Below are 21371 nucleotides of genomic sequence, written 5' to 3'. Positions count from 1 at the left end.
ATAAGAGCCATTACAACATAAAATAAAAAAATTGATGGCATAGGTTTGTGGTGGGAAAATATAGAAATAGTCCAAGAGTAAAATAGCAGAGAAAAAGACATTAAAGATAATTTTTACTCAAACCATTACAAATAGCTCATCTTCTTTATGTCGTTTTATTTGTGACAAAATGAAGTGCGGAAAGTCGGTTTCAAAATATTGGTTAACTAAAGGTTCATCTACTAAACTCCATAATCTTTCGGCTGGTTGTAGTTCTGGAGAATATGGTGGTAAATATTCTATTTCAATTCCTTGGGGCACTTTTGATGATTTACTCCGATGCCAACCAGCATTATCTTCTACCAACAAGACTTTTTTATTGTCCACCAGAGCATCCTTGGCAAATGCTTCATAGACTAAATTTAACCATTGTGTACTTACTCTCGGTATCAAATACCATAATGTTTCTCCCGTTTTTGGCTTGACAAAACCGTAAATATATAACCACTCATAACGATGATTGACTATTGCAGTTGGTCTTTCTCCTATTTTTCCCCATACTTTCTTTACAATCGGCTTTAATCCGATTCTATGTTCATCAAAAAACCACACATCTACTTCTTCTCCACTATGCTTGGCTTCAAAAGCTTTTACTTTCTCTCTAAAATTGTGCTTAAATTCTTGTTGTTCCTGGATATCTCCTTTTCTATGTTTTGGTCTCGGACTCTGCCAAGAGTACCTGCACTTTTTTAGATAGTCCCACCCCCTTTGATTCCACACTTTTTCTCTTCCTGTTTCTTTTTCTATCCAACGAGCCACTTTTGGCCCTGTCCAAAGTCCCCCATCTTCTGGTTTCGATTCTAATTCTGACTTTAATTTTTGCAATTGCTGGTCTGTTAATAGGCTTTTTTTTCCAACATTATATTTTTTTCTTGTTTTACGACCATTTAATATTCCTTGTTCTCCCTGATTGTTATACTTTTTAATTATTTGTTTGGCGTAAATATAACTTATTCCTACTGCTAAGGCACTATTTTTTACGCTCCATCCACAAGATATTTTCCACAATAAGTGCCATCGTCTTGATTCCACATTATCTTTATTGGAAAAATATTTTTCTTTTAATTCTTCTCTACTCAAATAATCTGCTAAATATACTTTTCTTGCCATTGATTCTATCTAACATTATTTTTATTATTAATAGTATATTCTATTTCTCGGATTTAGTATTAAAGATAATTTTTACTCAAACCATTACAAATAGCTCATCTTCTTTATGTCGCTTTATTTGTGACAAAATGAAGTGCGGAAAGTCGGGTTGTGCATTGTTCATTGACTTTTGCGTTGTCAATTGTTCCATTTTGAGGGAATATAGTTTAGGCGTTTTTATCGCTATTGTATAAGATTTTGATTTGTATTAATAAACTGTATGATTTCTAGTAATGATTTTCGCACGGGTGTCAGCATCGAATTAGATGGCAGTGTATGGAAAGTTGTTGAGTTTCTCCATGTGAAGCCGGGTAAAGGTGCGGCTTTTGTCCGTACTAAGCTCAAAAATGCCCGAACTGGTAACACCATGGAAAAAACCTTTAGGGCTGGGGAAACTGTACCCCAAGCGAACCTTGAGAAGCGCACCATGCAACATACCTACAAGGAAGGGGATCAATATGTGTTTATGGATATGGAAACCTTTGAAGAGGCGAGACTATCTGAGGAACAAATGGGCGATCGCTTCAAGTACCTGAAAGAGGAAATGGAGGTCAATATTCTTTTCTGGAATGATGAAGTTTTAGATGTGGAATTACCTACTTCTGTGGTATTAGAAATTACTGAAACTGATCCAGGGGTGAAAGGAGATACTGCCACAGGAGGCACAAAACCTGCCATCGTGGAAACAGGCGCTCAAGTTATGGTGCCTTTATTTATCTCTATCGGTGAGAAGATTAAAATTGATACCCGTACCGATACTTATTTAGGTAGAGAAAACTAAGCTAAGATTAACCTTGACTTTGTTAATATAAACCCTTTAGATCATAAAATTTAACAGTGCCAATAGATTTTAAGCAACTACAAGAATTTATAGAGGCGATCGCCACTACAGACATTACCAAATTAACCATCAAAGAAGGAGACTTCGAGTTAACGGTTAATAAAAGTAAACCTGAGGTGGCCATGCCCAACTATACCATTACTCCAGCCCCTATGCCTGTCACCCCGACAGTAGAAAACCCAGCCCCAGAGGCTATCGCACCTCCTAGCAATAGTACAGAAAAACCAGCGGAAGATCACAACAAAAAACGAGATAACTGGAAAGAAATCACCTCCCCCATGGTAGGTACATTTTACCGAGCATCAGCCCCAGGAGAAAGTTCCTTCGTTGAAATAGGAGATAAAATTAGTGTGGGTAGCGTGGTATGTATCATCGAAGCTATGAAACTGATGAACGAAATTGAGTCCGAAATTACTGGGCAGGTGATGGAGATTGCCGTGGAAAATGGCGAACCCGTAGAATATGGACAAACCCTCCTTTGGGTTGCTACCTAAACCCCAATCTCATTAACTAAATTCCATGGTCATATTCAAGCCCCTAAATGAAAAAACCCTATTTCCTCACTCTTAGAAAATAGGGTAAAAAACATCGTTAAATCTCATCAGGAATAACCCATTTAGGAGGCTCACTCAACTTCTTCAACCGGGCGGCCTCCGCCATTTCTAGCATCTTATCTAAAGAAGTATCATTCAAAAACTTTTTGGTTTCCTGAGCATATTCCTTATGGGGACAGTCATCCCCCAAAATACAACCGTTGACACACTCCACCTTACAATTTACATCTCTAGTCATAATCAATAATTGTCTTATCTGTGTTATTCCTCATCTGAAATTATCTCATATCTCGCCCCCCATCAAAGGATAGATAAACAAAAAAGGGCGATCGCCCCTTAAACATGAGTAAATTAGAATAAATTAACATCCCATATCCTGCCAAAACTTATCACCATGAAAACAATCACCTGCCAAGGGAAAAAATTTGAAAACATAGAAGCCATCATCTTCGACAAAGATGGCACCCTAGCCGACTCCGAGAGCTTCTTACGAGAATTAGCCTTCAAACGTGCCAGACTCATTGACGCTCAAATACCAGGCACCAGCGAACCCCTACTAATGGCCTATGGAGTAGAAAGAGACTACCTCAACCCCACAGGATTAATGGCCGTCGGTAGCCACCACGAAAACTTGATTGTCTCCGCAGGATATATCGCCGAAACAGGTAGAAGCTGGTTTGAATCCCTCACCATCGCCCGAAAAAGTTTTGAAGAAGCCGATAAATCCCTACCCAATCGGGGTAACACCTCCCCCCTATTTGCAGGAAGTTTAGAAGTATTAGAAACCCTCTCCTCCGCAGGATTACCCCTTGGCATCCTCTCCGCCGACAGTACCCAAGGAGTAGCCGAATTTGTCAAAAATCATCAACTAACTCCCTACATAGACCTTATCATGGGCGTAGATAGCGGATTATCGAAACCCGACCCCCGTTTATTTCTTCAAGCCTGTGAAAAAATGCAAATCTCCCCCCAAAAAACCCTCATGATAGGAGACTCCCAAGGAGACATTGCCATGGCAAAAAATGCAGGGGCAGCAGGGGTAATTGGCATTTGTTGGCATAACCCCCAAGCCCATCACCTCAATACCGCCGATGTGGTAATCTCAGACTTAGCCATGGTTTCTGTTAGTTAACCATTAAAATGATTTTGTTGTCATCATAAAAAAATCATGTTAAAAACCAGTTTAAAAGTTGTTTTTTCCCTTGTCTTTGCCCTTAATCCCCTTTATGGATATGAAGTCAAAGCAGAAGATAGCCCCAGAATATGCGAACAGGATTTAGGTAGAGAAATAGATGCCATTTTAAACAATCCAGCCCACCAAAGAGACACTTGGGGCATTTTGGTTAAGCAACTTAACTCAGGAGATACCATTTATAAGCGCAACAGCGAACAATACTTTATACCAGCCTCCAACGCCAAATTATTAACCACCGCCGCCGCCCTTCTCAAATTTGGAGCAAATCATCAAATCTCTACCCCCGTCTATTACACAGGGGAAATGCCTGATATAGATAGTTTAATCATAGTAGGTAACGGAGATCCGACCATTACCACCGCCAAGCTAGATGAAATAACCCAAACACTAGCAGAAAAAGGCGTTACCAGTATTAACCAACTGATTATCAAAGATGATGCCCCTTTTAGCGACATTATTAACGGTACATGGGAAAACTCTGACTTACCCTATTATTATGCCCCCCCTGTTGGTAATATTATTCTTAATGAAAACACCGTCACCCTAAGTCTTTTGGGGCAACGAGTTAATCAACCTGCCACCATTCAATGGTCAGATAATCTTGGGGGAAGACAATGGCGTGTTATCAATAACGTTATTACTACCAACAATCCTGATGATAATAGTATTAGATTAATTCCTAATTGGCGAGAGTCAACGGTGGAGATTACAGGAGAATTAGGCGTAAATCAAGAATCTCGTCAGTGGTGGTTATCAATTCCTAATCCCCATCAATACTTTTTAGATAGTTTACAAGGGGCGCTCGGAGATCAAAATATTTCGGTTTCATCTACCCAAATTATTACAGATAATAGCTTAGATAATTTAACTTCTGAAAATCAGTTAATGGAAATAAAATCAGAGCTTTTGTCAGACATTGTTAATGTCACTAATAAAGATAGTAATAACCTTTTTGCAGAAATTTTATTAAGACAATTAAGAGAGGAAAATAGTAGTCAAACTGAGCAACAAAAAGAGCTTTTGAACATGATAAATGTTGATCCTCAAACCCATAATCTTCGGGATGGTTCAGGACTTTCTCGCCAAAATTTAATTACTCCTTCTGCGGTAACTGCTACCCTACAGGGAATGGCTAACACTGACTATAGTAATCTTTTTCGTCAATCTTTGCCCATTGCGGGGGTTGATGGTACCCTCAGAAATCGTTTTCAAGATAGCCTCGCCCAAGGAAATTTTGTAGGTAAAACAGGAACTTTGACGGGGGTAACTGCTCTTTCAGGTTATTTGGAGGTGGAAAATTATCCTGATTTAGTAGTAAGTGTAATGGTTAATAAATCGACAGAACATGCCGTCACTTTAAGGCAAACTACCGATAATATTATTAACACTGTTGCTCAAATAAAAGTGTGTGAATAAACTATATAGCGTTTTTTTTATAATTATGAGATACATTTATTATTCTCAAGTCCCCCGAATTTGCGGAGAATTTAGGGGGATCATTTTGTACCCCGTAACCATGATAATTGCTATATAAGCGGACTATGCCGAAAAAGTGGAGTAGTGAAGGTTGAAAAGAGGGATTGAAAGTCAACCCCATAAAATAAACTTTCCAAAAAGTCTTTAAGGGATAACTCTAGGGATAAAATTTTAAAAATTAAACTAATAAATATGATTAATCAAAAAACAGCCATATATCGAATTTTAGATGCTAATTTGGACAGGGCAAGGGAAGGACTCAGAATCATTGAGGAATGGTGTCGTTTTGGGCTAAATGACGGCGATACTGCTTCGGTGTGTAAGGAAATGCGTCAAGACTTAGCTAGCTGGCACAGTGACGATTTACGCACCTCTAGGGATACTCCCAATGACCCCGGGACGCAGTTAAGCCATCCCCAAGAGGAGGGAAGGGAGAGTTTAGAGGCTTTGTTACAGGCGAATTTTTGCCGTGTGCAGGAGGCTTTGAGGGTATTGGAAGAATATGCCAAGTTATATAACGGGGAGTTTGCTTCGGGGATGAAGCAGTTACGATACCAAGTTTATAGTTTGGAGAGTAAGTTGATTGGTAAATCTCGGCAACAGTTGTTGAGTAAGGTTAGTTTGTATTTGGTGACGATGCCTGTGGATAACTTTTTTGGGGTTGTGGAGTCGGCTTTGAAGGGGGGTTTAAAAATTGTTCAATATCGCCATAAGGATCAAGATGATTTGATTAAACTGAAGGAGGCGTACAAGTTAAAACAATTATGCCATCAGTATGGTGCTTTATTTATTGTAAACGATCGCCCCGACATCGCCTTGGCAGTAAATGCAGATGGGGTACATCTGGGGCAAACGGATATGCCCGTGGGTTTAGCCCGACAAATATTAGGACAAAATAAAATTATTGGTAAATCTACCACCAACCCTCAAGAAATGGCGAAGGCTTTGGGAGAAGGGGTTGACTATATCGGGGTAGGGCCAGTGTATGAAACCCCCACGAAAGCAGGTAAAAAAGCATCGGGATTGGAATATGTGCGCTACGCCAAAGCGAATGCTACGGTACCTTGGTTTGCCATTGGGGGAATTGATGAAACTAATATCTCTGATGTAGCAAAGGCGGGGGCAACTCGTACGGCGGTGGTGAGGGCTATCATGGAAGCGGAAAATCCCATGATTATGACTCAAAATCTTTTGTCACAATTGTAGATGAGGGGAATGGGGAATAGGCAACGGGCAATGGTAAAAAAAAGTTGTTGTTTTGCTCCTAAAACACCTACCTATTCTGGAGAAATTTAATCTTGATGGAATATTTTTCTCCTTATTTCCCGATGCTATCTTTTTTCAGTGAAACACAGTCGTTTAAAAATTCACTGGCTTTGATGGATATTCCATGGGGAATGGACATTTTGTGAAGTCTGATTAGTCCATCTTGTATATAATAATCTCTTACTGTCAGACGATCGCCCTTATTAAAATTCGTTTCGTAAAAAACTTCCCTAATACCAGCGGAAATAATTAATTTTAAACAGGAAATACAAGGCTCAAGAGTAACATAAATCGTTGCCCCCTGCGTAGAAATGCCATGACGGGCTGCCCGTGCGATCGCATTTGCCTCGGCATGAACCGCCCTAGAGGGTAAATCCTTACTAGCATCACAACTACTTAAACCCTCATAACAAAAACCTTGGGCTGTGCAATGTACCGAGCCAGAAGGGGGCCCATTATAACCCGTCGCCAACACCTGACGATTTTTGACGATGACTGCACCCACGGGAAAAGCTAAACAAGTGGAGCGAGTAGCTGCCAACTTAGCCATTAGCATAAAATATTCGTCCCATGAAGGGCGATTTTCTTCTCTATCAATCATTTATCAAATATAATAGTTTCTGAAGGGATAAATTTTACCCCTCCGATGAAAAAAGAATTAGTTTGTACCTGAGAAAACAACTCCAGGAAACTTTTGTTGAGCCTGTACCATAGAGGTCACTTTACCTTTTTCTTGCCAGAAATTGATGATTTCGGTGGCTTGGTTTAGTAATTCAATTTTTTCAGTCTCAGTAATCCAATTTTTTTTGTCTAACTCGTCTTTCAAGTCTTGCCAAGCATCACTACGAGGCCAGAAATAGTAAGGAGTTAGGGGGCTTGTACCCTTGCTGATAACATAATCCACCGCTAAGGCAACGTCTTTATCTAACCAAACTACTTTTAATACAAAGCGACCGTCAATCTTAGTTTCTAAGGTTTCTACTGTGGCTTCCAATTAAACCTCCAAATAATAATTTTATATATAGTAACAATTTTGGACAATACTATATTATAGCTTAAATTGCATAGTGACAAAGTCTAGTTTTAGGGTAATTATTTTTTATGACGGCAATTATTATATTTGATATTGATGGTGTACTTCGGGATGTAACTAATTCCTATCGTCGGGCTTTGGCGGATACGGTAGAGCATTTTACCCAAGGGAATTATCGCCCGGGCATGGCGGACATTGACAGTTTGAAAGGGGAAGGGGTATGGAATAATGATTGGGAAGGCTCTCAGGAGTTGATTTACCGTTACTATGAGGGGGTGGGAAAATCTCGCGCTGATGTGAGTTATTCTTATGAGGAAATTGTACACTTTTTTCAGTGTCGTTACCGTGGTAGAGATCCTGAAAATGCCGATACTTGGGATGGTTACATTACCCAAGAGCCTTTGTTGGTGGATACCGATTTTTTTGAGAGTTTAAGTGATAGGGGCTATCACTGGGGTTTTTTTAGTGGGGCAACAAAAGGTTCGGCAGAATACATTTTAACCCGTCGTTTAGGTTTAAAAGATCCTGTTTTGGTTGCCATGGAGGATGCCCCCGGAAAGCCTGATCCCACAGGTTTATTTTTGGCGGTAAACTCTATTAGGGAGAGGGATAATATTCAGGAGTCTTTGCCGATTATTTATTTGGGGGATACTGTAGCAGATATGATGACTATTTCTCGAGCTAAATCTATTAAACCAAATGATGATTTAAGGGCGATCGCCATTTTACCCCCTCACATCCATCAGCAAGAAAATTTAATCAATGATTATAGTCAAAAAATGCTCGATGCAGGAGCTCAACAGGTTTTAACCAGAGTGACAGACTTTATTAAAGGCTAGAAAATAGAATAGTGGGTAATGACCAGAAGTCAACAAATTACCCATTATCAATAAGGGATTTATCACAGATAGCTTCTTACTATTTCCTATCATAATTAGTTCAATAACTCATTTTTCACGTGTCGTTAAATTAACTCTTTTGGAAAGTCACGAAAAAAAGGTAATTAAATTGTAAGTTATTCAGTCTTGTTTATCTCCGTCTCATCCTATACTGAGGTAAATGTTATACTGTTAAAGTAAATTCTTCCTCACAAATCTCTAAATTTGATTTACTCATGGGAAGATGTCAATATTGTTATGAGTTTTGACACGGGAAATTTGCGCACTACTGTGAATAATTATTATCAAATTTTAGGGGTTGAACCCTCAGCAACACTAACAGACATAAAAAAAGAATTTCGTACCCTTGCCAGGCGCTACCACCCAGACTTAAACCCGGGTGATAAAAGTGCCGAAGAAATGTTCAAGAAAATTAACGAAGCCTATGACACCCTTTCCGATGATACTAAACGTTCTCAATACGATTTGTTAATTGGTAATTCCCGTCGTCGTGTTGTTCGCCCCAAAAGTAACAATAGCTCTGGTTTTCCTTTTACCAATATCAATACGGTATGGGATGATCTACGCAATAATACAAAAGCCAATAGCCCTCGGGGAAATGTTTCCGATAATTCTCCCTCCAACTATAATCGCACCCGCCCCACCCGTACAGAAGACTATCAATCTAGCACCGCTAAACGCATTAAATCTGTACCTCCTCGCCCCAAATCAAAGGACATTGAGGCAAAGTTATCTCTACCCCTAGAAAAGGCATATTTAGGTGGTAGAGAGCGCATTCGCTTAGAAGATGGACGCTCTTTAGAGATTGATATGCCCCCAGCGATGTATCATGGACAAAAAATCAGACTCAAAGGGCAAGGTATTCGAGGAGGTGATTTATACCTCAAAATCCTCATTGAAGAGCATCCCTTTTTCAAGTTACAAAAAACAGACATTTCCTGTGAAATTCCCCTCACCCCTGCAGAAGCTATCGTGGGCGGTGCTATTGAAATTCCCACCATTGATGGCTTAGTCAAAATGAACGTCCCTTCAGGAGTTAAATCTGGACAAAGGTTGAAATTAGCCGACAAAGGTTATCCCAACATCCGAGGAGAAAGGGGTGACCAAATGGTTATTTTACGCATTGTACCCCCTAATCAGGTTTCCGACAAAGAAAAAGAACTATATAAACAAATTAGGGAAATAGAAACTTTTAATCCCCGTCAAGATTTATTAGATTATTATCAGTAATAATTTCTCCCAAGTATCTTGTCAAAACTTTTAAACTGCTTCTGCTGCTTTTCTGCTTTGAAATTTAGCCCTAGCCTTTGATTTCTTTTCTTCTTCCTCTTGGTCAAATGGTACAAACTCGATATGATTAAATAAAGTAGTTACGAAGGCAAATAGTAGGAAAGGTAAAGATAAAACCAAGACAATACCCACTGTAGCAAAAGCATAAATTTGTCTTGTACTACTCCAAAGGGCAAGGGTACTTGCCAGACTAATAAAAATTACAATCAACCAAATAATAATTTGGGCATAAATATCCCCAAAGGATAAAGTACAAATCATGCGATATTTATTTTCGTTATTCATAGTGCTAATAAAAAATTACTATAGTTAAACTAAACCTGTAAGTCCGTTTTAGCTCAAATTTTAAGATTTTTACCAGATTTGCAATAACAATTTACATTGTTTTTTTCTTTAGAAAAAATTAAGATTTCCTGAAAAAATGAGTGACTATCAATATTAGGATATTTTTTTCATAATTCAGTTAAAAATTTTAGCTATGATTCCTTATAGAAGAGATTTTAAGGAATTATATTATGGATATAAATGAATTGGTTGATAATAGGGACTACACCTTAATTATTGATAAAAGTAGTAGCTTAAACACTGATGACGGCATGGGCAAAACTCGCTGGCAAATTGCCCAAGAATCAACTTTTGCCCTCGCCCAAAAATGTGATGAGTTAGACTATGATGGCATCACTATTTATCTTTATTCAGGGCGCTTCCGTCGTTATGATAACGTTACTGCTGACAAAATAAAACAAATTTATGCAGTAAATGAGCCTATGGGCAAATCTGACTTGAAAAGTGTACTTCAAGATGCCCTTGATAACTACTTTCAAAGAAAAGCAGAAGGTAAAGCCAAAGCTAATGGAGAAACCATGTTGATTATGACTGATGGTATTCCTGATGAGCCAAAAGAAATTATAAAATTGATCATTGATGCTACCCACAAAATAGATAAAGATGAAGAATTAGGAATTTCTTTTATTCAAATCGGCAAAGATAAAAAAGCAACGGAATACTTTAAGGCATTGGATGATTTGTTAGAAGAAGCTGGGGCAAAATTCGACATTGTAGATACTATCACCCTAGAAGATATGCAACAAATGCCTCTTTCTCAGGTACTTCTAAACGCTTTGATTGATTAAATCGGTTTAGGGTGGGCATTGCCCACCACTATTTTTAGTGTAAAAAGCCGATGACGGCATAATCTTGACAACCATAAAAGTATTCACTAAACCTCAACGCTAATTCATCCCCTGTTAGACTATGATTAGGGATGGGATGTAGGTTTAACACTTCAACCTTCGGAAAACCTGCACACTCTAACATAAATGCTAAAGTTGAACTAGGAATAGGATTACGGTGAGTAGGATCATTATAAAAGTTGCGACTACCTACTAAAACATTATCAGGGTTTGGTGTCTCAAATATAACCATACCTTGGGTTTTCAAGACTCGTAAACACTGACGAAATAGATTGAGAATAACTTCAAGGGGTAAATGTTCGACTATATGAAATCCCGTCACTACATCTACGGAGTTATCTTCGAGAGATTGTAAATATTCGACACAGTCACTGATAATTACGTTTAAGCCATGATCATTACAATCTTGACTCATTACTTGATTTAGATCAACTCCTATTCCTTGATAACCCAATTCTTGAACTATTTCTAACCATTCTCCTCTACCACAACCAACATCGATAAAAAGAGAGTCTGCTTTGTTAATATTTAAATTTTCAATTAAATAACTATAGTCTTTTTTCAATACCGTTTTAATATCTTCTCTATCTCCTCTGAATTTATTTTCAAAGGCTAAATAAAAACTATCTAACCTGTGATTATTTATTTTTTTATTAATATTTTCAATTCTAGATAATTTTTTATCTGTATCTTCATTATTGATTATTTTTACTAAAGATTTAATTATTTCTTCTTGCTGATTTAATGTTTTGTGTAAATAAATATTTTTTTCTATTAAATCGTTATTATTTGTTTTTAATTGCCCAATAAATAATTTAATTTGTTCTATTTCCCATTGATTTTTCTTAAAGTTTTCATTAATTTGTTTCTGCAATATACGATTATTACTTTCAATATTTACTATATTTTTATCTTTTTCTTGTCTTACTTCTTCTATTAATTGGTTAACCTTATTCTTGATTTCATTAAGAAAATGTGCATTTTTATCAAAAATAGAGTATATCTTCGTATAGTTACTTTTAATATATATTAATAAGTTTTTATCTTGTTTTTTTAGAGTGTCTAAGGTTTGAAATAAATTACTATTGACTTCTCTTTGATCTTTAAAAACATATGATAAACACTTTAATAATAAACTAGCAAAAGGTTTAAATATTAAACGAGGAAAATTATTAAATGATTTAGGTAAACTATTTCTTACTTTACCTCTTTCTAAGGCAAGTTTAGTAAAATGTTCAAATTCATTAACTTGATGTTGAAATTCTTGTTCATTAATAGGTTCGATTTGAATTTGATTTAATTCAGTGCTTTTTATCTCTATATTATTAAATGTTGATGAAGTTACTTTTTGAGGATTGAGTTTAATTTTCTGGCTAATTTCATTAATGGTAATCTTAGGGGTATGGGTTTCTAACATAAAATACTAAATAAAAATGAATAAGACAAATTAATTATACAAAAACTGTAGGATTACGAATAACAGGAAAAAATTAATCTATTATTTTTCCATCATGAGAATAAAGAAAGTTTGAGGTTAGATAAGCAAGAAAAGGCGAAGTTTTAAAAAATAACCATTATCAAGGAAAGAGAAAGTATGAAGAAAGATGAAAAAAATCGGAAGTTAAGGTAACTTATGATTAGCAACCCTAACGGTGTGAGTGAGGCAAATGACAAATCCACAATCCCCCCAACCCGAAGACAATTCAAATACTTTTTTCCATAAAGTCAAACGAGTAGTCACTTCCCCAAGAACTATTATTATTGTAGTAGTAGGTGGAGGTGCGATCGCCTCGGGGGCCTATTTAGGTGCAAAATATATTATTACCGAAGTCATACCCACCACCATCGAAGAAGAATTAGAAAAAGCCCTAGAAAGAGAAGTAAATATCGGCGAAATAAGCAGTTTTGGCTTCTCTCACCTCACCATCGATGATGTAACTCTTCCCCCCACCAGCGAAGATAACAGTTTCGTAGAAATCAAAAATATTAACGCCCGATTCAACCCCCTCCATATCCTTTTCCAAAGCCATCTTCCCCTCGATATTACCATCGAAGAAATTACCGCCTTTGGGCAACTAGATACCCTCATAACCGTTGATGATGAAGAAGAAACCGACATCCCCGAGAGTATCGACTTACCAGAATTACCCATCACCGCCGACATCAATCTCACCGTTGAAAACGCTATCCTTGCCATCACCCCTAACCAATTAACCCAAGCCGTTGACATAGAAAACCAAATCAACCTTAACCTTCTCTATGACAACGACACCAACCCCCTCAGTTACAACATCCAATCCCAAATCGATGATAGTAATATCAACATTACAGGGAAAACTATCCTCACCACCACCGAAAGCAATAATCAAATTCAAATAACAAACTTTGACTTAACCCAAATTAATCCCATTCTCTCCACCCTTCCCCTCAACCTCACCCAAGGATTAGTAAATACCAACCTTGAAATTAATATTCCCTCCTTTGATAATTATCGTCAAACTCAAAGCAGGGGAAGTATTGCCATCACCGAAGTAGAAGGAGATTATATTTTTCTCAATGATAACAATACATCCATCATCCAACCTCTACGCAGTGAAGCCTACATAACCGTTAACGGGCAAATTATCAACCTTCAAGAAATTAATGCCAGTCTTGGCAACCTAGCAGGAAATCTCACAGGTAATATCGACTTAAACGAAGGTTATGACATTCAAGGGAATCTTAGCCCTATTAATGTTAATGATGCCCTAGCTTCCGTTGCCCTTCTTTCTCCCATTGGTATTAACGGTATTCTTCAAGGAGATTTAGCCGTCACAGGGGAAATTGATAACCCCCAAATTAACACTAATATTGCCATTGAAAATACCATAGTTGATAAATTAGAATTGGGGCAGACTGTTGTTTCATTAGATAGTAATTTAGATGAAATTCGTTTAAACAGACTACAAATAAACCCCATTTCAGGGGGAGAAATTTTTATTTCAGGATTAATTAATACTAATTTGAAAGAAAAAATAGCTAATGAAGAAGAAATAAATATCAATGATTTGCCCCTACAAATAAATCTTAATGCCGACTTACCTACCCAAGAATTAATTAACGTCTATAACCTCTTACCTCCTGATATTAGGGTTAATAGATTACAAGCCACAGGAAATGTTACGGGAAATCTTGGTAATCCCTCGGCTTTAGTTAACTTTAATATCCCTGATGATGGTAGCCAAGAATTAGGCAACATTGCTGGTAGAGGAGAATTAACCTACAACAATAATCAATTGAGGGCAAACAACACCCAATTAATAGTCAATGATGGCACTATAGATATTAATGCCCTAACGGATTTAGAGACAAGAAATTGGAATGCAGACTTAGCCATTAATGCCATTACCCTTACTCCCTTTGTGCGTCAATACTGTTTAACCATGGGTAACTGCCCAGAAAATATTAACACCGCCACCCTCATCACAGCTAATCAAGGGAATATTCAGGCAAGGGGTAATTTTAACAATCTTGATTTAGATAACATTGACGCTATTACCAATCTACAATTATCCGTAGATAGGGGAAGCATAGAAGTTGATAGCCGTCTGGAAAACGGTGTTATCCTTGCCAATGCTGATGCCCAAGAAATTAGTCTCAATAATCTGATAACAGATTTTTCGGTAGATACTAATATTGTTACCAGTAACTTACAGCTAGAAAGTAGTATCCAAGAATTAATTACCTTCGGGCAACAAAACCTTACAACCCTAAATCTCAATCTAAGTAGTGAAGTATTAGTCAATGGAGGATTGGTTAATCTTTCAGGGAGTGTTAATCCTCAAAATACCGCTTTTCTTGCCACTGCTTCAGGAATTAACTTAAATAATCTCAATCCGATTTCTCCCATTACCATCGAAACCAGTCGGGTAAATTTATCCCTCCTTACTGCCGAATTAATTAATAATCAAACTAACTTCACATCCATTGATAGTGTCATCGCTTCTTTACCTAGTTTGATAGTTAATGCCGATAATCGCCTTCGTGGAGGAGGAGGTATTGTTAACAGTCAGACAAATATTAGTAATGGCTTAGTAAGAGTTAACGCCAATGCCCAAAATATCAATGCCCAACAATTAATTGCTGATTTTCCCCTAGATGTCAATCAAGTTAATAGTCAGATTAATCTTAGGGTATCCCTTGGGGAAGTTGTCACCAATGCTATTAATTATCTTGACAATCAAACTATCTCACCCCTAAACAGTTTGGTAGTAAATGCCAATAGTAACTTTAATGTTGCCCAAGGAGAAGGAGTTGCCGTTACCAATATCAGTAACAATCAATGGGGAATAAACTTAAATACGGAAGATATTAATGTTGATAATCTAACCCAACAATTAGACTTAAATTTAGATAATCAATTGTTGGCTAATTCTCCCCTTAATAGTCAAGTAAATTTGAGGGGTAGTCTTGCCCCGTTATTAACTAATAATCCCACTGCCATGGTGGAAGTTACCCAAGCCTTGGTTAATTTGGGTGACAATAACCTTAATGCTAGGGGAAGATTTGATGTTGTTAATTTATTCTCGAATATCGATATAAATAATCTGGCTTTGGATATAGAAACCCAAGCAGATTTAGAGACTATTCCTGCTAATGCTATTTTGGCACAATTTCCCCAAGAGGAAGGTATTAGGTTATTACCTGATGAGGCAAATTTATCTGGTATTGGTAATTTTGTGGGTAGATTGACAGGCAACAATCTTTTAACGAATCCCCTCGGAGAAAATAATCTTCGCTTGGGAGGAGATGTGGAGGTAGCTAATTTAATTTTTAATGATATTCGATTTGAACCTTTATTGTCTGGTAGCTTAAATGTGAATGGTAGTGAGGGAATTATTCTCGATTTACGAGGTGAGGAGGATGTTATCTATGCAAGGTTAATTCCTAATAATATTACCCCTGTTACTTCTGATAATTATATTGCTTTTATTCCTGATCAAGTGTTAATTTCTCAGGGGGGAGAGAATGGTTTTTTGGTGCAAGGGGAAAGGAGGGGAGAAGAGTTTACGGCTACGGTTAATAATTTTAATTTGGCTAGTTTAAGGATTAGCCCTGTGGCGAATTTTGGTATCGTGGGTAATTTACAGGGTAGGGTAGAGCAACAAACGACGGTTAATTTAAGGGATTTTAGCAGTAGGGGAAATATTCGTTTAAGGGAGATTGGTATTGGTAATATTATCGCTAATGAAATTAGTGCGGATTTTGTTTTAAGAGATGATGTGGCGCAGTTGCAGGATGCTTCTTTACGTTTTGGTGATAGTGTCTATGCTTTGCAGGGTAGTTTTAATTTTGCAACTCAGGATATTGAGGGTAGGTTAAATGTGGATGGTGATGTGAGAGATATTTTCACGACTCTACAGATTAGTGATGTGGAAACGTTAGCTTCTATTGTGCAACAGATTCAAACTCAGGATGTTTTTGCGCCAGCGGATAGTATTCCTTCTCAATCGGTGGGGGATGGTAATGATACCATTGGTAGTCAAGTTAATTTGTTGGCAAATATTGATAGGCAAATTAAGGAGGTTGCAAGACAAATTCAGGAAGGGGGTATTCCTTCTAATTTGGATGTGATGGGGGGTTATCAAGGGGAAATTCTCATCGGTGGTAATGTGAGTAATCCCGTTGTAAATGTAGATTTTGAGGGGCGTAATTGGCAATGGTTGCCCCAACCTGCTTATCCTGATATTGTGGATGGTTTGGGTTTAATTATTCAACAAAGTCAACCAGTCATAATTCCTCAAGTAACTTTACAGGCAGAGTTTCGGGATAATAATTTGGAGATACAACCTTTTGTGTTGGGGATAAATGATAGTGAGGTGGCTTTTGCTGGTAATTTATCTTTAAGTAGGCAGGAAGGAGATTTTAGGGTTTCTAATTTATCTTTAGATACTTTCAGCGCCTTTATTCCTGATTCTGATTTTGGAGGAATTATGGATATTGAGGGAAGTTTGGCTGGTAATTTATTAAATCCTGTCATTGAGGGTAATGTGGTGGTGAGGGATAGTAGTTTTGATGGGGCAATTTTAGCCCAAGAAGTCAGGGGTGATTTTTTGTATGAAAATTATTTGTTTAATTTCGTTTCTACGGCACCGGAGGAAATCCAGATAACTTCTACTTTGCCTTATCATCCTTTATTTGCTACTCCTTTTCCTGCGACTTTGAATGTCTCTCTTGCCAAGGAGGCTTTGGAGGTATTGGGAATTTTAACTCAGGGGCAGTTGGCTTTGACGGGGGGAGATGCCAATGCACAATTTGAGGTGGAAATTGCTTCTCTCAATCGTTTTATTGAAAATCCTGATTTGAATCAGGTGCAACTTACGGGAAGGGTTAATCTGGATAATGCCCAGTTAGAGTCTTCTAGTATTGAGGATTCTGTAATTGTGTCTGGGGAGGTGGATGTGGATGGAAGTGCGATCGCCCTTAACCAAGTACAAGCTAAAATAAAGGATACTGAGATTAATCTGGAAGGTAGTTTACCTCTCACCACTGCCCAACCTGACAACGAAAACCCCCTCACCATTTCCATCCCTAACCAAACCCTTGATTTAACCAACCTCTACCGAGGGGGAGTCAACGCCGAAATTCGCATCGATGGCACAGTTTTAAACCCCCTTGTCGGCGGATTTTTCCAACTAGCAAGGGGTAGAGTCAGCATACCTAACCTCAACAATAACGGGCAACCTCTCACCCCCGAAGAAATCAACATCGCCAGTCAATGGCTAGGGGAAAATGGCCTCACCGCCGAAAGTGTTTTTCAACCACAAATCAACGACTTTGAAGTTAGTTTAAAAGATTTAGATATTTCCCAATTTGGGGTTTATCGATTCTTATTTGACGGCGATTTAGTAGTTAACGGTAGGGGGCTAAATCCTGATAATATCACCGCCCAAGGTCAATTAAACCTCCGTAGAGGACGCATTAACATAGGGGCTTCATCGGGAACTGGAATTTTAAGCAGTAGTATCAATGAACAAAATACCTTCTACCTCTCACGCACCAACGAAAACAGAGTTATTTTTCGACCTGATCAAAGTATATTAAATCCAGAAGTTGATATATTAGTAGAAGGGGATGTCGTGGACTATTCCCGCCAGCTTAACGCCACCAGAAATAACGAAATTTTAGATCCCATTGTCCGAGGAGGTAGGGGAGAAGCTGTTAGGGTAGAATTAGCCATCACAGGAAATTTGCAATCTCTCACCCCTCTAATCACGGGGCAAACCGCTAACAACTCTTGCGATACCTCCTCCGATGATACCGTCATAGTCGACGAACAACAAGAGGGCTGGACTCAAGAAAAACTGGACTCAGTAGCCAGATGTACTACCATAGCAGGTAGATTTAATCCCGAAAATTCCAATCTCGAAATCCTCAATTCTCCCCTAGTCAGATTAACAAGTATTCCAGGGCGTGGTCAAGGAGAATTAGTTAACTTAATCGTTGGGGGACAGTTTTTGGGCTTACTCAATCAATTAGAAGGTGCTGGGGAAATTGATTTAATTGAGAGCGGATTATTACAATTTATTGTTGTACCCTTGCTTGGAGATGTCACTTTTGGTATCAATGAAAGGGTTAGTAGTTGGGGAAGTCCTTTGGGGATGAGTGATTTAAGGGTTTTTCCTCTGGTTGAAGGGGTTTATCCTCTCGAAAATCGTTCTAATATTTCTGTATCCTACGATTATATCTTTAACGAATTTAGGGTACGTTATCAAAAAAGGTTTTAACCAAAAAATTTTTAGTAACTATAAAATACATTCATGAATAAATACATTTTAGCCATAGATCAAGGAACAACAAGCACGAGGGCAATTCTTTTTCAAAAAAACGGTCATGTTTTGGCCACAGCCCAAGAAGAATTCACTCAATATTATCCTAACCCAGGGGAGGTAGAACATGATCCTCAAGAAATTTGGCAATCAGTTTTATCCGTGGTAGAAGGGGTTTGTAATAAAGCCAATGTGGAAAAAAAACAAATAGAAGCCATTGGGGTTACCAATCAGCGGGAGACTACAGTAGTTTGGAATAAAGAAACAGGAAAACCCATTTATAATGCCATTGTTTGGCAAGATAGACGCACCTCCGCCACCATCGATGATTTGAAGGGGAGAGAGTTACAAAAAGAGGTAAAAAGTAGATCTGGACTTTTGCTCGATGCTTACTTTTCTGGTAGTAAAATAGAGTGGATTTTGGACAATGTCAAAGGGGCAAGAAAACTTGCTAATGCAGGAAAACTCGCTTTTGGTACCATTGATAGTTGGTTAATTTGGAATTTGACTGGGGGAAAAACCCATATTACTGATGTGGGTAATGCTTCTCGCACTCTTTTACTCAATGTTAACAAGGTACAATGGGATGTGCTTTTGTGTGAATTGTTTGATGTACCCATGAATATGCTTCCAGAGTTGTGCGACTCTAGCGGTATTGTGGCATATACTGATCCTAGCATCTTTGGGGAAGAAATTGCGATCGCAGGTATCGCAGGAGATCAACAGGCGGCTACTTTCGGACATACGGGCTTTCATCCTGGTATCGCCAAAAATACCTATGGCACGGGATGTTTTTTGATTTCTCCCACAGGAAAAGAGTTAGTCCCCTCAGAAAAAAGTCTCTTATCCACCATCTGCTGGAGTCTCAATGGGGAGATTACCTACGGCTTGGAGGGGAGTATATTGGCAGCAGGATCGGCTATTACGTGGCTTAGAGATGGCTTAGGTTTAATCAAGTCAGCCTCAGAAATCACCGAGTTGGCGGAGTCTGTACCCGATACGGGGGATGTGTTTTTTGTTCCGGCTTTAGCGGGGTTAGGCTCTCCCTATTGGGATCAATATGCCAGAGGTACTATTGTAGGTATTAGCCGTGCTACTACCAAGGCTCACATCGCACGGGCTACTTTAGAGGGCATTGCTTTTCAAGTGTATGATGTGGTACGCAGTTTGGAAACAGAATCAAATATTCCCCTCGAACTATTGAAGGTTGATGGGGGGGCAGCCCGTAGTGATTTCCTGTTACAATTCCAAGCAGATTTGTTAGGGGTACCTGTAGAGCGTCCTGCGGGGGTTGAGCTTACAGCTAGGGGTGTCGCCTATTTTGCTGGGTTAGCAACGGGCTACTGGAAGGATTTACAGGAGATTCAGCAGTTGGAAACCACTACCACTACTTTTAAGCCAAAAATATCCCAATCCCAAAGAGATGCCCTAACCAGTCGTTGGGCTGATGCGGTGGTGCGATCGCACGGTTGGGCTTAATTGTTGGGTAATCAATTACCTGTTATGGACTTGAATTTGTCGGGCTAGTTGGGTGTGTAGTTGATGACTGGCTTTGTAGGCGAGATAATGGGCGGTGGGAATAGTGCCTAATAAACTCAAGTCACCCACTAAATCGAGGATTTTATGGCGCACTGGCTCATTATCAAACCGTAGGGGAGGGTTTACCCAGCCATCATGGCTACATACAAGGGCGTTACTGAGGTTACCCCCTTTGATTAATCCTTGGCTTTGTAAGTGTTCAATTTGTTCGGCAAATCCAAAAGTACGGGCAGGGGCGATCGCACTGGGGAAAGTTTCTCGCTCAGGATACCATGTAAACCATTGATTTTGAATAGCTTTGTAAGGAAAATCAACACCATAGGTAAACACCATTTTATCCGAAGGTAGGGCCGCCACAAAAGCATCTTTATGGCGTATCCAAATAGGCTCTTTAATAGTGTATTTACTCTCACTAAAATTGTAATTAGGTTGGTAAAGGCGATCGCACCATAACTGCCCAGAGCCGTCCATCAGAGGTACTTCCGCCCCATCAATCTCCATACGCACATCATCAATACCACAGGCACACAAACTTGATAGCAAATGCTCCACCGTGCGCACCTTAGCCTCTCCCACCGCCAACTCCGTCGATAACAAAGTAGTATCCACAGAATCGATAGTTGCAGGAATAGAAGGACTATCAGGCAAATCTACCCGCACAAAATATCTTCCTTTTCCCTTCTCCTCGGGAACCAGTTTCACCGTACTAACTTTACCTGAATGAAGTCCTACCCCTGTCAACTGAAAAGATTTAAACATAAAAAATAATTGAGAATTGATAATGGATCATTGAATTTTATTGTTTTACCATTGCCTATTCCCCGACAACGTTAATTTTCCATTGTACATTGTCTATTGTCCATTATTCCAAGCTACCTATGGGACTCGAACCCACAACCTAATCATTACGAATGATTCGCTCTACCAATTGAGCCAAGGTAGCACACAAATTTACCGATAACAATTATAACAAAACTCCCATAATAAGTCACTACTTGATTCCCAAAATATATTGCTGTGGTACAAAAATTTTAGCTCAAAGGCAATAGGTAATAAAAAATGTATATACTTCATAACTGTAAAAACGCT

Annotated in this window: 17 protein-coding genes and 1 tRNA gene; 10 read left to right on the top strand and 8 right to left on the bottom strand. The window is 38.5% G+C overall.

The genetic code is table 11. The features are described 5' to 3' along the window. Window positions 1–117: 117 nt before the first annotated feature. Window positions 118–1149: an IS630 family transposase gene (locus A5482_RS07315; protein ID WP_446684740.1), complete on the bottom strand. Its 1032-nt coding sequence runs from the start codon at window positions 1147–1149 to the stop codon at window positions 118–120. A gap of 259 nt (window positions 1150–1408) precedes the next feature. On the opposite strand from A5482_RS07315, the gene efp reads away from it, so the two are divergent. Both efp and accB read left to right on the top strand, forming a co-directional pair. Then, window positions 1409–1969, top strand: a complete 561-nt coding sequence (gene efp, locus A5482_RS07310) for an elongation factor P (protein ID WP_069790951.1) — start codon at window positions 1409–1411, stop codon at window positions 1967–1969. A 56-nt stretch (window positions 1970–2025) separates the two neighbouring features. Next, complete coding sequence (gene accB / locus A5482_RS07305) at window positions 2026–2523, top strand: acetyl-CoA carboxylase biotin carboxyl carrier protein (RefSeq protein ID WP_069790952.1); 498 nt, start codon at window positions 2026–2028, stop codon at window positions 2521–2523. Window positions 2524–2620: 97 nt separating this feature from the next. Here accB and A5482_RS07300 read toward each other — a convergent pair whose 3' ends face one another. Then, complete coding sequence (locus tag A5482_RS07300; protein ID WP_069790953.1) at window positions 2621–2821, bottom strand: hypothetical protein; 201 nt, start codon at window positions 2819–2821, stop codon at window positions 2621–2623. A gap of 156 nt (window positions 2822–2977) precedes the next feature. Here A5482_RS07300 and A5482_RS07295 point away from each other — a divergent pair, with 156 nt between their 5' ends. From A5482_RS07295 to A5482_RS07285, 3 genes are all read left to right on the top strand, one after another. Beyond that, window positions 2978–3715 carry an HAD family hydrolase gene (locus A5482_RS07295; protein ID WP_069790954.1) on the top strand — a complete coding sequence of 246 codons (738 nt, stop codon included), beginning with the start codon at window positions 2978–2980 and terminating at the stop codon, window positions 3713–3715. A gap of 36 nt (window positions 3716–3751) precedes the next feature. Next, window positions 3752–5194, top strand: a complete 1443-nt coding sequence (gene dacB / locus A5482_RS07290; protein WP_069790955.1) for a D-alanyl-D-alanine carboxypeptidase/D-alanyl-D-alanine endopeptidase — start codon at window positions 3752–3754, stop codon at window positions 5192–5194. 252 nt (window positions 5195–5446) lie between these two features. After that, window positions 5447–6460 (top strand): thiamine phosphate synthase, encoded by a 1014-nt coding sequence (locus A5482_RS07285; RefSeq protein WP_069790956.1) that lies wholly within the window; start codon window positions 5447–5449, stop codon window positions 6458–6460. 112 nt (window positions 6461–6572) lie between these two features. Here the strand turns inward: A5482_RS07285 and A5482_RS07280 are convergent, their stop codons facing one another. Both A5482_RS07280 and A5482_RS07275 read right to left on the bottom strand, forming a co-directional pair. Next, complete coding sequence (locus A5482_RS07280; RefSeq protein WP_069790957.1) at window positions 6573–7121, bottom strand: deoxycytidylate deaminase; 549 nt, start codon at window positions 7119–7121, stop codon at window positions 6573–6575. A gap of 57 nt (window positions 7122–7178) precedes the next feature. Continuing rightward, window positions 7179–7481: a 30S ribosomal protein PSRP-3 gene (locus tag A5482_RS07275; protein ID WP_201150064.1), complete on the bottom strand. Its 303-nt coding sequence runs from the start codon at window positions 7479–7481 to the stop codon at window positions 7179–7181. Between the two features lie 140 nt (window positions 7482–7621). Between A5482_RS07275 and A5482_RS07270 the strand changes: the two genes are divergently transcribed. Together A5482_RS07270 and A5482_RS07265 are read left to right on the top strand one after the other, a co-directional pair. Further along, entirely contained in the window at window positions 7622–8392 is a 771-nt protein-coding gene (locus A5482_RS07270; RefSeq protein ID WP_069790959.1) for a TIGR01548 family HAD-type hydrolase, read from the top strand. 297 nt (window positions 8393–8689) lie between these two features. Further along, on the top strand, window positions 8690–9682 hold the full coding sequence (locus A5482_RS07265; protein ID WP_069790960.1) for a DnaJ C-terminal domain-containing protein: 993 nt from the start codon (window positions 8690–8692) through the stop codon (window positions 9680–9682). Between the two features lie 30 nt (window positions 9683–9712). Here the strand turns inward: A5482_RS07265 and A5482_RS07260 are convergent, their stop codons facing one another. Then, the gene (locus A5482_RS07260) at window positions 9713–10027 is read right to left on the bottom strand and encodes a hypothetical protein (protein WP_069790961.1); all 315 of its coding nucleotides are present in this window, start codon (window positions 10025–10027) and stop codon (window positions 9713–9715) included. A gap of 230 nt (window positions 10028–10257) precedes the next feature. Between A5482_RS07260 and A5482_RS07255 the strand changes: the two genes are divergently transcribed. Beyond that, window positions 10258–10875 carry a hypothetical protein gene (locus A5482_RS07255; protein WP_069790962.1) on the top strand — a complete coding sequence of 206 codons (618 nt, stop codon included), beginning with the start codon at window positions 10258–10260 and terminating at the stop codon, window positions 10873–10875. A gap of 34 nt (window positions 10876–10909) precedes the next feature. On the opposite strand, the gene A5482_RS07250 is transcribed toward A5482_RS07255, so the two are convergent. Then, the gene (locus A5482_RS07250) at window positions 10910–12352 is read right to left on the bottom strand and encodes a class I SAM-dependent methyltransferase (protein WP_069790963.1); all 1443 of its coding nucleotides are present in this window, start codon (window positions 12350–12352) and stop codon (window positions 10910–10912) included. A gap of 250 nt (window positions 12353–12602) precedes the next feature. On the opposite strand from A5482_RS07250, the gene A5482_RS07245 reads away from it, so the two are divergent. Next, on the top strand, window positions 12603–18701 hold the full coding sequence (locus A5482_RS07245) for a translocation/assembly module TamB domain-containing protein (protein ID WP_069790964.1): 6099 nt from the start codon (window positions 12603–12605) through the stop codon (window positions 18699–18701). 33 nt (window positions 18702–18734) lie between these two features. Continuing rightward, window positions 18735–20222 (top strand): glycerol kinase GlpK, encoded by a 1488-nt coding sequence (glpK, locus tag A5482_RS07240; RefSeq protein WP_069790965.1) that lies wholly within the window; start codon window positions 18735–18737, stop codon window positions 20220–20222. A gap of 15 nt (window positions 20223–20237) precedes the next feature. Here the strand turns inward: glpK and lpxC are convergent, their stop codons facing one another. Together lpxC and A5482_RS07230 are read right to left on the bottom strand one after the other, a co-directional pair. Further along, entirely contained in the window at window positions 20238–21041 is an 804-nt protein-coding gene (gene lpxC, locus A5482_RS07235; RefSeq protein WP_069790966.1) for a UDP-3-O-acyl-N-acetylglucosamine deacetylase, read from the bottom strand. A 111-nt stretch (window positions 21042–21152) separates the two neighbouring features. After that, window positions 21153–21225 (bottom strand) — tRNA-Thr (locus tag A5482_RS07230). Between the last annotated feature and the right edge of the window lie 146 nt (window positions 21226–21371).

This window comes from Cyanobacterium sp. IPPAS B-1200 (genome assembly GCF_001747005.2).
Taxonomy (GTDB): domain Bacteria; phylum Cyanobacteriota; class Cyanobacteriia; order Cyanobacteriales; family Cyanobacteriaceae; genus Cyanobacterium.
The sequence above is the reverse complement of the archived record's forward strand: the minus strand, read 5'-3'. Positions and strand labels throughout refer to the sequence as shown.